Below are 15,078 nucleotides of genomic sequence, written 5' to 3' on the forward strand. Positions count from 1 at the left end.
CATAGCTTTACTTTGTTACGCTGATACTTATCCTGTCATAGCGGCCATAGGCATCAAAAGCCGTAATATCATAACGCCCGGCCTCTGGGAATTCTATGATTTGCGACTGGTTGGCCAGCTTGTTCGATACAAGATGACCATTCACCATCCAGCTGACTTCGGCCTGTGAGCCACGGATTTCCAGTCTGGCCTTGGGCACTTCCTTGCCGCTGGCCCGGTGCAGGATTTCGCCATCGCTGAGGCCGACTATCTTGATGATTTCATCGGCATTGTAGATAGCGGCACATTCTGCTGCCCAGGCCGGTGGCAGGGCGACCTTGCGCAGGCCTGCGTCCAGCCAGGGTTCCAGTGCTGAGGGCCAGCGTGCTGCCTGCAATTTATCCATGGGGCGCTTGCTGCATTCGGGGGCTACCCGCAAGCCGCTCTGGCTATCGACAAAGTAGGTGAAAATGGGGGAAGCAGTTTTCAGGCGGTCGGCAAAACTTGGTGGTGCTGCGCCGTTCAAGACCCATGCGGTGCGTTGCAGCGGGCAGAGTTTTTCTACTTGCTCGCTGGCGCGTGTACCCAGCGGCCAGCAGATTTTTTCCTGACTTACCGTGGTTGGTGGCGATGCCGGGCTGAGGCTGCGGCCATCTGGTATGGCGGTGAAAATATCTACCAGCAAGGGCGCTGCCACATTCGCACCAAAGAAGCCGGGATTGGGCGTGCCATCTGGACGCCCTACCCAGACGCCTATGGTATAGCGGTTGCTGACGCCGACCGCCCAGGCATCGCGGAAGCCAAAGCTGGTGCCGGTCTTCCAGGCGATGCCGCGATAGCTGCCATTGCCTTCTACGGCGCGCGCCACTGGCCCGCCGGTTTCAAGTATGTCGCGCACAATGAAGGCGGCACCTTCACTCATCATCCTTTGTTCCTTGCGCGGCGCTGCTGGTGTCATCCGTGGCACGGCGGCCATGCCCTTGCGTGCCAGTGAAGAATAAGCACCGACCATGTCTTCCAATTTGGCTCCGGCACCGCCCAGTATCACGCTGAGATTGGGTGTCGCGCCACGCGGGAATTCCAGCTTTAAGCCACCACGCCTGAGCATGGAGACAAAATTAACTGAACCCAGTTGTTCCAGCACTTCGACAGCCGGCACATTCAGAGATTTCACCAGTGCTTCAGAAACGCTGACCGGGCCGTGGAAGTTTTGCTGGAAATTGCCAGGCTGATAGCCAGAAAAAGATTGTGGCGTATCTGATAAGAGAGACTCTGAATGGATCAAGCCTTCATCCAGCGCAAAGGCATACAGGAAGGGTTTCAGGGTAGAACCAGGCGAGCGTGCAGCCCGCACCATATCGACATCGCTGAAACGCTCACGGTCGCTAAAGTCTGCTGAACCAGCATAACCCAGCACTTCAAACGTGGCGTTGTCCATCACCATGGCGGCCATGGAGACGCGTGGTGGCAATTGCCGTATGCGGTCAGCCAGCAGGGTTTCCAGGGTTTGCTGGATCGCTGTGTCTACCGTGGTTTGAATCACGGCTTGCTGGTTTTTCGAGCGCTTGGCATCTTGCTTCATGCGCAGCGCCAGCAAGGGGGCCAGCAGGGGTTCGCGCAGAGTTTGCGCGGTGACTGGCTCGGTCAGGGCATCGGCGATGATGTCCTTGCTCCAGTTACCCTCCATGCGGCGTATCACTTTGTCACGTGCTGCCTGAGCACGTTGCGGATAACGGTCAGGCCGCAAGACTGAGGGCAATTGCGGCAACACTGTCAGCAGCGCTGCTTCTGCATGCGTCAGGCGACTGGCAGGCTTGCCGAGGTAAGCACGGCTGGCAGCTTCCACACCTTCGAGCACGCCTCCCATAGGGGCATAGTTGAGGTAGAGCGTCAGTATTTCTTTTTTGGAGTAATGCGCTTCCAGCTGCAGCGCACGGGCAATCTGTTTGAGCTTGCCACGCACGGTATGCGGCGTAGGATCAATCATGCGCGCCACCTGCATGGTGATGGTGGAACCACCAGAAATAATCTCGCCATTACGCACCCACTGCCACGCCGCCCGCATCAACGCCAGCGGATTGACACCCGGGTGCCACCAGAAAGCCCGGTCTTCATACTGTGTCAATGCATCCACATAATAGGGCGAGACTTCCTGCAGGCTGATGGCGTGACGCCAGATGTGGTCCTTGTCAGGGAAGGCGCGTAAAGGCGTGCCGTCGCGGGCCAGGACTACCATGGCATAGGGGGAATCGCGACCAGGTTTGGGCAGGGGGAAACAAAGGTCGGCGATGATGAAAGTCAGAGCGACGATGATGATTGCTGCGCATTTCTTTTTATGAGTGAGCAGGACTTTACGCAGGGAAGTGAAGTTGGTGTACTTCTTGAGATTGAGCGTCATTCGGTGGAAATTTTCTTATTAATCTCGGATACGGAGAAATCAAATAAACGACAAGTGGAGCAATGTGGATGTTGGTCAAATTGATCTTGTTTTTGGTGTTGCTGTTGACTCTGTTTTTGACTTTAGTCCGCTCGGGACGAAGCCGTTTGTGTGCTGCAGAAAATGGAAAAAGAAGTGTCCGTTGTTTGAGCGTAGCGAGTTTCGGACACTTCCCATTTTTTGCAGCACATAAACGGGTACTCCCGAAGGGAGCGAGTCTGCGGTCGCCTTTCTTTGAATACTTTCTTTGGCGAAGCAAAGAAAGTATTTCGGCCGCCGGGCCGAGACCCGGCTTGTATCTACGAAGGGCAATCGCTTTAATAACGACTCAAGCATACAAAGAACGCCGCTGGTGCGCCAGCCCGGTGGATTCCTACCTGCGCAGGAATGACGAATTTACGATTGCAGTTCATCAAAAAAACTCTCACGTCTTGCTCAGTTTTTCCTCTGTGACTCTGTGTCTCTGTGTCTCTGTGGTGAGAGGTTTTCGGTCAGACTTTGATAAACGAATACCTTATTCAGAGGCTGAGTGTTGGGCTGATGAAGCGCAGCCCAACCTACATAGTATGGTCCCAACTACTTCCCACTCTCCACCACAGTCAACACATCCGTCCCACCCGTTTGCCCATACAAATCCGGCCTGTACATATCTTCCGCATAAAGCGGCGGGATGACAAATTTACCCGGTGTCACTACCCGCACGCGGTAGAACAGGTTCAGCACATTCCAGTCCATGCGTACTGCTGCCACAAACCTGTCATCACGGAACTCGACATGCTTGATGTGCGGGTTTTGCATGGCTTCGGCGGGGTTGAGTTTGTCTATCGTTACGACACCCATTTGTTCACCCTGAACAATGTTCGTGTTCTCGATTTCCAAACCAGCCGGAATGCGGTCGACGATCATGCCTGTGCCCATGGCGCTGCGGCTGCGGGCTGTGATGCGCATGATAATAGTCTCGCCTACCTTCAAGGCACGGTTACCGATTTCTGAGCCATCTGGAGCATACATCTTGCGGCTCAGTTCTATGACGTCGCTCTTCGCAGGTGGCAGCTTGACCGGATTGCCGTTCATGGATAATTCCACATACAGATTGTCCTTGCTGTTATTGCTCAGCTTGAGACCGGCAGACAATTCACTGGCCTGCAATTCACGGAACAGCGTGGCCTTGGCTGACAATTCATCGGTCTTGCCAGCAGCGGCCAGGGTGCCTGTCCATGGTGCTGTTTCACCCGTGCTGTAAGTACGGCCTACCAGAAACAGGGCGAGTTTTTCCTGGGTGCTGTAGTAACGGTGTTTCTCCATCTCATTGGCGATGACGCCGATCAGGTTATCGCGACCATCCAGCTTGATCTGGTGCCTGTCCAGCAAAGCATAGGACAGGGCAGCGTCGCGCAGGTTGCTGCCGTAGTCATACCACCAGTAACCATTGTCACGGCCTTTTTTGACACCTTCAGCCAGAGCGACATCACTGCGGGCCTTGTCACCCATTTGCTTCAAGGCGATACCTAGTTGTATCAGGGCCAGGCCGGACTGTGCGTGGCCACGGGCATCATGCATCTGGCGCAGTGTTGCCAGTGGTGCCTTGTTCTGGCGTGACAACACATACGCACCTGCTGCCAGTACACCGAAATGGCTATTGTCACGCACACGGTTTTCTTCCCACACGTTGGTGTTGGTTCCGTTAGTTGTGGCTGCTGCCGATTTTGGACTGGCGGGCATGCGTGCTACCCCGTCCTGCAAACCGCGCAGGAGGTAATCCAGGGCCTTGTTATACATCGCATCTGGCACACCAAAGCCCTGTTCGCGTGCATCCACCAAAAAGCCAGTGACGTAGGCAGATAACCAGTATTCATACTCGGACACATTGCCCCACAGGCTGAAGCCGCCATTGGGTGCCTGCATGGTTGCCAGACGGGCGATGGCCTTGTCCAGCATTTCCACTCTTTGCTCGCGTGTATAAGGCTTGAGTCCAAAGCGTTTGGCGGCTTCTTCATCAACGAATACATGCGGGTAAGCAGTACTGGTGGTTTGCTCAGCACAACCGTAGGGATAAGTCAGCAAACCCTGGATGGCAGCACGGATATCGATAGGAGCTTTGTTCGATACCACCATGTGAGCCAGCAAGGATGCCTTGTGCAAGCCCGCCAGGTCAGCCTCTTTGATATCCAGCGATTCACCGGCCTTCACCGTAAAGCGCTTGGTGATCTGGGTTTGTGGCGTGGGCGCTTGCACGGTCAGGGCAAAGCTTCTTTCCATCTTGATACCAGAGCCACTGATGTTGACGGTAATGGTATGCAAACCCGGCACAGGCTTGGCTTCTATTGGGAAGCGCAGGGTTTGTTTTTGCTGGTCTTTGAGGCTGAGGCTGCGTTCAGCTTCTGTCAGTTTCAGGGCTTCGCCGCCATTGATGCTGACTTTCAGGCTTTGTCCTGCACCTGAGAGATTATGCAAATCCAGTGCGACAATGGCTGTGTCACCAAAAGACAGGAAGCGTGGCGTCGCCAGTTCCGCAATCAGTGGTGCTGCGACTGTCATCTCGGCATCCTTGGCACCAAAGCGCTCACCACCTGCCACCACGGCCATCAGGCGCAAGGTGCCGTTGAAGTCTGGAATCGCCAATGGTATCTCGGCCTCACCTTGCTCATTGAGTTGCACAGGGCCGCTGAAGATGTCGATGAGTTTGACTTTTTTCGGCAAGTTCTTGGTGGCTTTTGGCGTGGTGTCACCACCAAATTTCAGTTTACCTTTCTGGCCCTGCATTTTTTCTATGAGACGACCATAGATATCATGCTGGTCTGAGCCATAACGCAATTTGGCAAAGAAGAAGGCATGCGGGTCTGGCGAGGCAAACTTGGTAATGTTCAGGATACCTACATCAACTGCTGACAAGGTCACCATGGTTTTTTGGCCCTTGGCTTCTGGCACCTTGATTTTTACTTTGACGATGCTGTCAGGCAGCACTTTGACAGGCGCTTCCATGGTCACGGCAAATTTGCGGTCTGCCCTGTCCAGCGGGATATGTGCCAGACCCAGTGCACGCGCTGGTGTCACTTTATCGCCTTCATTGCCTGGGCGCAGGACCACGGCAGAGACATACAGGTCGTGGCGTTTCCAGTCTTTATTGAGTGGGATATCTATCGTGGTTGCACCAGTGCCGACAGACATGCGTTTTACCCACAGGGTCTTGTCGCCTTCTACCGTGATCAGTGCTTCACCCTTGTGCGGCGGGGTGATCGTCAGACGGGCTGTGTCGCCATCTTTATACACGGGCTTATCCAGCTTCATGGCGACCTTATCAGGACGCACGCCCTGGCTTTCATCACTGCGGGCGCTCCAGCCTACATAGAAGCGATACACGGCCTGCATCTTGGTATCCGGGTCCAGCACTTCAAGGCGATAGCGGCCATAGCGCACCGGCAGACGCAATTTGCCACGGCCATTGGCGGGCACGGCAACGGCACTGGTTTCTACCAGTTCATCGGTTTCAGTGAAGCCAGACTGCCAGCCGCGTTGATCTTCAAAGCGCCAGTAGTAATTGCGGTCTTCGCGGAACAGGCGTACCGGCAAAGTTGGCGACGCCTGCAATTTGCCATCCTTGTCCGAACGGATGACTTCAAATTCAACCGGGCTGCCTTCAGGCGCATATTCACCGGTGAACATGGGGCGCAGGCCGACCATCACTGGGGCAGGCCAGACTACGCGTTCCATGCTGCGCACGACAGGGCGGCCACCGCTTTCCAGCAGGCTCAGGGTAGTGCGTACGGTGAATGGTGAACGGCGCTTGGCGATAGGCGACAGGTCTACATCGACGGATGCCTTACCTTCGTCATCCAGCTTGCTTTCTTCGAGTTCAGTACGGGTCTTGGCTTCGTTTTCAGTGACGTCACCAAATTCAAAACCGGGATATTGTTTGGCCAGAGGATTTTTATTGCGTTCAAACTGGGCCACACCCAGCAGACGGTTGCCTGCTGCCGGCGCGCCGTACAGGTAGCTGCCGACCACATCGACACTGTAGTCGCTGTCAGCCGCCAGTGTTGCCAGCTTGCTGCTGAGGTCCAGCTTCATGCGTTCTGGCAGAAATTCTTCTACACCGAAGCGAAATACTGTGCCCGGCACTTTGTCAGCAGGGTCTGCACGCAATTCCAGAGTCCAGAAACCGGTAGGTGCATCGGCGGGTAATTCTATGCGTTTGACGAGGTAACCACCAAAGCGCTCGTCTGGTCGCCAGGTGGCGGTGAATTGGTCTTTGCCATCCGGGCGTTTCAGTTTTGCCTGTATGGCCTTGGCAGGTACGGCGCGACCATCGGCATCACGAGCGAGGACCGACAAATCAAATTGTTCGCCGGGACGGTATAAGTTGCGGCCAGAATAGGCAAACAAACGCGTCGCCTTGAATGGCGAGCCAGTGATATCGTATTCAGACAAATCCAGTGCGGGTTCTTTCAATGCCAGCACAGAAATCTGCTCGCCCTTGCGTGCCATCAAAATCTTGGCCGTCTTGGGTTGTTCGGCAAAGGTCACATGACCATCGCCATTGGTGTCAGACTTGGCCAGGACCTTGCCAGCTTCGTCCATCCAGGAAACTTCGACACCACTGACGGCTTTGCCATCAGTCAAAGAACTGACAAAGGCGTCGGCTGACTTGTCATACAAATGGGTATGCAGGCCCAGGTCGGACACATAGAAGTAAGTGGTCTGGTATTCATAACGGAAGCGCCCAGGCTGACTCATGACGGCGACGTACACGCCTGGATCCTTGAGTTCCTTGATGTCTTCGACCGAGATATAGGTGACGCTGCGCTTATTGGCTTTTTGCTCGGTCATGAAGCGGCCAAGATAGACACTCTCTGACATATTGCGCAGATCATCAAGCTGGTATACTTGGACCGCACCTTTCAAGCTGCTGCGTTTCCAGTCATAGTTGTAATCATCCCCGCCTTCGCCCTCGTCGCTTTCGGGTTTTGCGGCATCGGCTTTCTTGGGTTTGCCATTGATGACGCGGTCCAAAAAGCGTGGCAACTGGTCATTTTTTACGCGCAGGAATTGCACATCCACTTCCGGCACATTCACAGTCACGACTGGCAAGCCGCCATTTTGCTTGGCAGGCAAGACCATGCCATTACTGGCGAAATAGTAGGAAGGCGATACTGGGGCTGAGACGATGGAATAGCGCGCCTCGCTACCCAGGGTCTTGCCATTGCGGGCAGGCAGGCCGGGCTGCACTTGTACAACATAGCGGGTCTGTGGCTTTATATGCGGGAAGTACAAGAGGCGTGGGTTTTCACCGACCACCCAGGCACCGGCTACTGGCTTGCCACCCTTGCTGTCGGTATCTTCTGCGCTGGTGCTGACGGTGCTGACCTTGCCTTTTTTGGGTTGGCCATCGTCGTCATAGCCATTGTCCTCATTATTATTGGTCTCGGCCTTTTTCAGGTCAGCTGCCGAGGGTGGCATCTCGAATACCTGCAAATACTTTTCATAAGTCTTGCCGCTGTCGAGCGGGATGCTGAAGGTCAGCGCCAGTGCAGGCGCACCATCGAGGCCACGGTCTGCCGCATCGACCAGGGTGAGCGGCGCATTTGGATCATCATTGACCACCAGGGCACCAATCCCGTCAGACGTGCCCTGGCTCTTGTTTTTGTACCAGTATGCGCCGCCTATGATGGCGATGAGTAAGGCGAACAACATCGCCATTTTGAACGATTTGCTTTGCATGGTGCTTCCCTGAAGTATCGGCGCTGATTGCACAAATTTTGCACAATGATTATGACATGGACATTGTCAATAATTTCACTTGTTACGATATCTTCCGGTGTTACGATTTCTTCCGTGGGGGTAATTGCAACAGGCTTAGCTTATAAGCTTGGCTGCAGTGGTTCAAAATTTCGCAACCATCAATTTTCATGGTGACACTGTTTCGCATTTTGATTTACCAAAATTTCCACCTGGCTTTGAACTCAGCTTGTTTTCTTTCCTCTATACCTGCGGCGTAAGGAGCGGCTCCTTCCCTTAGCCAAGTCCGATAGTCCTTTTTGTAATATCCAAAAAGCCCCTTACGCATCAGCGTCAGCGCTTCTTGCAAATGGTCTTTTTTCAGGGCGTCGCAGATACGGGCACGTTCAAGCTCATACAAGGGTATTTGTTCTGGCGTCGGCGCAATGCGTAAAGGAGCAGGAAAATCCGGGATTTCATCAAGCATACTGCGTACACTCGACAGACAAGCAAATTCTGTTTTTCGCTCGGGTGCGATATGCCCATCTATTGCAGCCAAAGCCAGTGTTAAGGTGCTTTCAGCAAGTGATTGATTGGGTAATATTTTTTCGAGTAATTCTTTATATTCAGCTCGGGGAGCCAGCAAAGCTAGCCAGACCCCACAATTTGCCTCACGCCAGGATGAAGTAAATAGCAAGTCACTCAAGAGGTGTTTGTCCAACGCCATGATCCCACGTTTGCATTCATAGAAAAAATCCAGCGGCTCACACTGGACAATCGGATACTGGGAAAGAAATTTTCTGTAAGCAAGCCCGGTAGCATCCATTTGTGTGAGTATGCGTAAGGGACGATTTGACACACGCATATATGGAATAGCGCGGATGATGTGCCATGTGTCATCAGGATGATAATGGTGGTTTCCCCTCATGGCTTACTGGCAAACTCTCAGTAAGGGTCAAAAGCTATCTTGTGCTTTTGCAGCACGTCCAGCATCAGTTGCTTCCAGGGTCCGCTGGGCGTCCAAACTTTGCTGACTGCTTCATAGGCAAGGGCAGGATCTTCCTTGCCGACCACCACGCGGTACAAAAAGACCATGGTCGATGCGCGCATATTCACCTGGCAGTGCACCAGCACCTTTTTATTTGCCAGGCCCTGCAGGATGGCGGCAAAATTCTCGTAGTCGCTGACCACTGGTTTGTTGAAAACTATCGGAATATTCACAAAAAGCAAGTTCTGGCGACCGACGATGAGGTTTTCTTCCCGTATCGCGTCAGAGACATGCGGTGGTGCCAGGTAGATAACGGCTTCATAGCCTTGCGCTGCCAGGCCTTCCAGTGCCTTGGCAGTGGGCTGGCCTGAGCTGGTCAGCTGTGCAGTAATGGGGACGACATTCGGTGCATCGATGTTTTGTGCCCAGACACTTGTGGATAAGCTTGTACATAAGGCTGTGCATAAGCCTAGAAAAGCGGTGCATAAGTATGTAGATAAGCGTGTTGACAAGCCTGTGGACAAGCTGTGGAGTAATGAGCAGGAAAGTACGCGCATGCTCAGGCTCCAGGCTGCGTTTCCAGCGTCAGCAGATTGGCATCGCGGCAGATACGCCATTTGCCATCCTCCTGCAAGCGCCAGATACTCAGGACATTGCCTGCACGCTGCATGTACTGGCCTGCCAGTTTCGGAATGATCTCGACTTGCAGGTAAGACCAGCTATAGGCAAGATCGGCCTGCACGATAATTTCCTGTATATCGGATTGAGAAGCAATGCTATGCGTTTGCAATATGTTGCGCAGGTTTTGGGCAAATTGTTCACGCCCCTTCATGGGTGGATGGCCTGCCACCAGAAACACCACTTCTTCATCCATCAAGTCGAGCAACTTGTCCACATCCCCGGCAGCCGTGGCATCCTGCCATAACTGGATATTGTTCCGTATGGCCGCTGCTGCGCCGGCTTGCTCTGTTGCTGCATTGTGCATGGCTATCCTTTGTGATGTCTGGGCTGAAGCAACATTGCAGATCAAGCTTATTTGGGTGGCGGCACCTGAGCTTGTAAGATTTGCCCCAGGTCCTTGCCTTGCTGTGCCAGCAGGCTTTCCAGTGCTGGCATGAGTGGCCCCAGGGTTTCTGTCAGCATATTGCGTACAGTATCGACCACAACCTGGGTGGTTCGTTCGATTTCTATATTCAGGCTGGCGCCGGTTGTTTTCTCTGCAAAGACGGTCATGCGCAATGTTTCAGGGATCAGCCAGACTTCAAACCAGCTTTCCTGGCGGTTGACTTCGGCAATCGTCAGACTGGCCCCATTGATGGCGATATAGCCTTTGGCGAAAATATACCGCATCCATTCAGGAGGTACGGCGATGCGTATCACGTAATTGTTTTCCAGTTCGCGTATCTGGGCGATGTGGGCCTTGAAGTCGATATGGCCTGACAAGGGGTGGCCGCCGATCTCGGCCCCATCTTTGGCGGCGCGTTCTACATTGACGCGGCCATCCTGGACATAATCGCCGAGGGTGGTAATCGCCAGGCTTTGTTGCATGACATCGAATTCTGCTGCGTTGTCGCCATGCAGGGCTGTGACGGTCAGGCAGACGCCGTCGACAGCGACACTGGCACCAATCTCCAGGTCTTTGCAAAAACCATTCGGAAATTCGAGTTGATACGTGCGCAAGCCGGTCTTGTCATTGAGTGTTGCGATGCGGGCGATGCCCTGTACTATGCCTGTAAACATGTTTGATGATAGTGAAGTGCCTAGAATGTCTGTGATTGTAAGCCATTCGTGCCATGGCGTTTGGTTTATGCCGCCAGCGGCAATTCGACCATGAAGCTGCAACCCTCACCTACGACGCTTTCGCAATGGACTTTACCGCCACAGGCTTCGCTGAGTTTCTTGACGATAGACAAACCCAGGCCGCTGGAATGTTCGCCAGCCGTCGGCAGACTGGACAGTTTGCTGAATTTTTCAAACAAATGCTGCTGGTCTTCTGCGGATAAACCTGGCCCTTCATCCCTGACCTGGAACACACCAAACTCCGGGGTGTTGCTGACACTGAGCCAGATGCGCTTGCCAAGTGGTGAATACTTGACGGCATTCGACAGCAGGTTATCGATAATCTGCACACAGGCGTCAAAGTCAGCCCTGACCATGACACTGTCCTGTATATCCATGATGACTTGCAAGTCTTTGGCTTTCAGCATCTCGGTGTATTGCTGGGCCACGTCTTGCAAGATTTTGCTCACATCCAGGCTCTGCATTTGCAAATGCAGGTGGCCAGTTTCCAGTGCATTCACATCCAGCAAATTGCTGATAATGCGCATCATGCGCTGGCCGCTGTTGCTGATGCGTTCGAGATAATGCTGACGTTGCGACTCCGGCATGCTTTGCTGTAATTTGCGCAGCAAGTCGCTCATGCCTATGATGCTGGTGAGGGGATTTTTCAAATCATGGGCAGCTATGCCGAGGAAATCATTCTTGTCCTTGTCCAGTTTTTGCAGGCGTGCCACCGCATCAGCCAGTTCAGTGGTGCGCTGTCTGACTTTGGCATCAAGTTCTTGTTCTGTGCGCTGTGAAATTTCCAGCAGTTTGGCCTGGGTCTGGGCATGTTCTTTCTTCATCAGGCTAATGTGGTAGGCCTGGGCCAGTGCCAGCAAGATGGCTTCCACGGCAGAACCTATCTGGAAGCCGTATTCTGTTGCCCAACCTGGCTCCAGCACACCCAGATTGCGCAGGGTCACCAGCGAGAGTCCGGTGATCCAGGTGGCTGATGCCAGCAAGACTATATAGCCAGGCTTGTAACCGCGTAAGCCGACGATAAGGCAAACTGGCAAGATCACCAGTATCAGAGCAAAACCTGTCAATTGCATGAGAGGGGCAACCAGCTGGTAATAGCCCGCCAACACCGCGAGTGCGGCACAGACACAGATTATCTGTGCCAACACAAACAGGCGATAGATGCGCGGCATTTTTTCATGAAGGCGCAAGAAGCTGGCAATGAACATCGATGTGCTCATGATGACCAGCGGCGACAAAATACCTGGCAAGGCATCCACCAGCTCTGGCCAGTCGGGGGCGAGATACAGGCCTACATGACCGTTCAGGCTCATGCCAGCCAACAGGGAAACGCAAGACAGCAACAGATAGTAACGTAGCGCAACATCCCGGTAGGTGACCGCCAGCAACAGGTTGTAGATGATCATGGCCAGCATGATGCCGTAGTAGATGCCCATGAAATTCGAGACCTGATTGGCATGCTCTACAAAGGCAAATGGCTCCCACAGGCTGGCCTGCAGAAACAAGGCGCTGCTGCTTTGTATGCGCAGGTATAGGTGATGAACTTCGGTATCGGGCAAATCCAGCATGAAGAGCGGGTAGCGGTACCGGATTTCTCTACTGGAATAAGGCAGCCGGTCACCGGCACGGTGCGTCGTCATGCTGCCATCTGCGGCAACATGGTAGAGCCGGATATCGTCAAGGATGACGGGAGAAAGTTCCAGCAACCATTGCTTGTTCTGAGTAAGCTGGCTGCGCTGTACATCCAGCTTGAGCCAGAATACGGAAGACGAAAAGGAGGCGCTGAGATTGCCCTGCAGAGGCTGGAACCGTGGAGCATGCCCAGGATGGGTGATATCGGCAATCTTCAATTGCGCGGTTTTGTCTTCATAAACCTGCCAGGCCGAGCGCAACGACACTTCTTGCTGGCCACCATCCAGTTTGACTGTGGCTGCATGCGCACCCATGTTGCACATGCCCAGGCAGAATGCAAACAAGAATAAGAAGCGCAAGCAAGAAGCGTGGATTTCGGTCATATTAGGGTGAAAATATCATGCTTGGCCGCCATACCGAAATGGGAGAGTAAATAAAGCCGTCAACATCCTGCTTTTAGCCTAACAAGTTTTTGCTGGTGCAGCAATAGCAGAAAGACTTGTCTTTATCCAACATCGTTGTTTTCCAGCCATGCTGGGCATGACCAGATTTTTTCATGCCTTCAGGTATCGAGTTTTACCTCATGTTCCAGTTCTGTAATTAGATTTGAGTGCGTCATATCCACCAGGTTACGGCGTATCCATTGATGAGCAGGGTTGCGACTATCGCGCTCATGCCACAGCATGTCTACATGTACGTCAGGCATGGCGAAGGGTAATTCTTTCCAGACCAGCGCTTCCGTCATGCCAGTAGCAGAAACCAGGTGACGCGGCAACACCGTCAACAAATCTGAATTGGATACCACGCGGCCGCTGGTAAAGAATTGATTGACTGTCAAGACGATACGTCTTTCCCGCCCCATCTGACTGAGGGCTTCGTCAACCAGGCCGTGGGCACGGCCAGAAAAACTCACCAGCAAATGCCTGGCGTTGCAATATTCATCGAGTGTCAGGTCTTTATTTGCCAGCGGATGCCCCTGGCGCATGACACATACATAATGGCCGGAATACAGCCGCTCATGGCGGATGGCGCTATTCGCCGCTCCTTGTCCACCCGTAAGCTGAGCAACGACACCGGGAAAGAAGCCAATAGCGATATCGATATCACCACGCATGAGCATGGGGCGCGGTTCACGTGTGGTCAGCGGCACCATGCGCACATTCACGCGGGGGGCTTCTTTTTCCAGGACATTCACCAGAGTTGGCATCCACAAGGCGGCGGTAGCGTCCGACATCGCCATCCTGAAGGTCGTTTGTGCCTGCGACACGTCGAAGCTGGTAGGGGCAATTGCACTTTCGAGGGCAGACAGAGCCTGGCGTATCGCTGGCCACAGAATTTCAGCGCGCGGCGTGGGCTTGACGCCATAGGCTGTGCGTATCAGTAACTCATCCCCCAGTGAATGACGCAGGCGTTTCAAGGCATTGGAGACGGCTGGCTGAGTCATGGCCAACTTGTCTGCCGCACGAGTCAGATTCTGCTCAATCATAACGGCATCAAAGACGCGCAGGAGATTCAAATCCAATGTCAGAAAATTCACGTTATTTGCTCCAGTTAGGAAATTACCAATATTTACTGACAATTATTCATGAACAGCATAATTGATATGGTAAATCAAAATTAGAATTATATGATGCACTGCAATATTATGACGGCATTACAAAGAGTTTAAAGAGTGGATTAAATCATGACTTTCCTAAATATCGCCTTCCCTGCAGCCAGCGCCCTGCCAGTTTCTCAAATCGCTATCAGTGCTTTCGCCGTTGCTGCCCGTCCTTTGCTGGGCCTGGGTATTCTGGCAACCATGTTGATCGTGTTCAAGCCTATGTTGCTGGGTATGTTGCGCGCTGCTTTGCTGGTGATTAACCCAAAAAAATCCCGCGAAGAAAAAACCGCGACACGTAACTTGCGCAACATGCTGACAATCCGCCGCATCGCCAACGACCTGGATGGCACATCGCCAAACATGGCCGCTGAATTGCGCGCTCTGGCTTCACGCGGTTAAGTTTTTTAGTCTCACACATTTATTGCTGAATGCATCCGCAGTTTTGCATTTCAGTATAGCCTTGAATTAATTTATTGTCGTTATGCAACAGTCTTCTGTATATACGCTGGCATCTGGTCCGGTTTCGCTCCCTGTAGCAGGGCAAAACCTGCGTCAGCCCCGTGTGGTGGCTGGCTCCAAGAGTCTGGCGTCGATGTTGCCCACCATATTGACGACAGGTTTGGTCAGTTTGGTAGCGACCGCTGTCTTGCGCCTGATGTGGATGGGTTGGGGCCATGATTTTGTGGGTGCGTGGATGGAAGCCTGGCTGACGGTATGGCCAATTGCTTTTCCAGCAGCCTATATCAGCAAACCACTGATCAATAAACTGTCTCGTCGACTGAGCAAACCTGTAGCCACTGACCATGCGCTGGGCGCCAGTGCCATCATGCAAGTATCCGAGCAGGCGACTGCCAGAAGCGGTCTGAGGCGCAAACCCAGCTTGTTGCCAGTGCATCGCTGATCAGCATCTCTGATCAACAGTAG

Annotated in this window: 10 protein-coding genes; 2 read left to right on the plus strand and 8 right to left on the minus strand. The window is 53.3% G+C overall.

Annotation, left to right across the window (positions count from 1 at the left end):
• Nucleotides 1-7: 7 nt before the first annotated feature.
• The 8 genes from pbpC to Q8K39_RS12775 form a co-directional block, all read right to left on the minus strand.
• The gene (gene pbpC / locus Q8K39_RS12740; protein ID WP_305260677.1) at nucleotides 8-2,377 is read right to left on the minus strand and encodes a penicillin-binding protein 1C; all 2,370 of its coding nucleotides are present in this window, start codon (nucleotides 2,375-2,377) and stop codon (nucleotides 8-10) included.
• 615 nt (nucleotides 2,378-2,992) lie between these two features.
• Nucleotides 2,993-8,134 (minus strand): alpha-2-macroglobulin, encoded by a 5,142-nt coding sequence (locus Q8K39_RS12745; RefSeq protein ID WP_305260678.1) that lies wholly within the window; start codon nucleotides 8,132-8,134, stop codon nucleotides 2,993-2,995.
• A 214-nt stretch (nucleotides 8,135-8,348) separates the two neighbouring features.
• Nucleotides 8,349-8,957: a hypothetical protein gene (locus Q8K39_RS12750; protein WP_305260679.1), complete on the minus strand. Its 609-nt coding sequence runs from the start codon at nucleotides 8,955-8,957 to the stop codon at nucleotides 8,349-8,351.
• Nucleotides 8,958-9,076: 119 nt separating this feature from the next.
• Complete coding sequence (locus Q8K39_RS12755; protein WP_305260680.1) at nucleotides 9,077-9,676, minus strand: protein tyrosine phosphatase family protein; 600 nt, start codon at nucleotides 9,674-9,676, stop codon at nucleotides 9,077-9,079.
• Nucleotides 9,677-9,678: 2 nt separating this feature from the next.
• Nucleotides 9,679-10,104 (minus strand): SgcJ/EcaC family oxidoreductase, encoded by a 426-nt coding sequence (locus Q8K39_RS12760; RefSeq protein ID WP_305260681.1) that lies wholly within the window; start codon nucleotides 10,102-10,104, stop codon nucleotides 9,679-9,681.
• Between the two features lie 47 nt (nucleotides 10,105-10,151).
• On the minus strand, nucleotides 10,152-10,859 hold the full coding sequence (locus Q8K39_RS12765) for a riboflavin synthase subunit alpha (protein WP_305260682.1): 708 nt from the start codon (nucleotides 10,857-10,859) through the stop codon (nucleotides 10,152-10,154).
• 65 nt (nucleotides 10,860-10,924) lie between these two features.
• Nucleotides 10,925-12,934, minus strand: a complete 2,010-nt coding sequence (locus Q8K39_RS12770; RefSeq protein WP_305260683.1) for a sensor histidine kinase — start codon at nucleotides 12,932-12,934, stop codon at nucleotides 10,925-10,927.
• A 179-nt stretch (nucleotides 12,935-13,113) separates the two neighbouring features.
• Nucleotides 13,114-14,088, minus strand: coding sequence for a LysR family transcriptional regulator (locus tag Q8K39_RS12775; RefSeq protein ID WP_186954333.1), 975 nt, complete (start codon nucleotides 14,086-14,088; stop codon nucleotides 13,114-13,116).
• A gap of 147 nt (nucleotides 14,089-14,235) precedes the next feature.
• Here Q8K39_RS12775 and Q8K39_RS12780 point away from each other — a divergent pair, with 147 nt between their 5' ends.
• Both Q8K39_RS12780 and Q8K39_RS12785 read left to right on the plus strand, forming a co-directional pair.
• Nucleotides 14,236-14,553: a hypothetical protein gene (locus Q8K39_RS12780; RefSeq protein ID WP_186954334.1), complete on the plus strand. Its 318-nt coding sequence runs from the start codon at nucleotides 14,236-14,238 to the stop codon at nucleotides 14,551-14,553.
• 82 nt (nucleotides 14,554-14,635) lie between these two features.
• Nucleotides 14,636-15,055 carry a DUF2798 domain-containing protein gene (locus Q8K39_RS12785; RefSeq protein ID WP_186954335.1) on the plus strand — a complete coding sequence of 140 codons (420 nt, stop codon included), beginning with the start codon at nucleotides 14,636-14,638 and terminating at the stop codon, nucleotides 15,053-15,055.
• Nucleotides 15,056-15,078 lie beyond the last annotated feature (23 nt).

Origin of the sequence: Undibacterium sp., from assembly GCF_030683615.1 — a bacterium.
Classification (GTDB): domain Bacteria; phylum Pseudomonadota; class Gammaproteobacteria; order Burkholderiales; family Burkholderiaceae_D; genus Undibacterium; species Undibacterium umbellatum.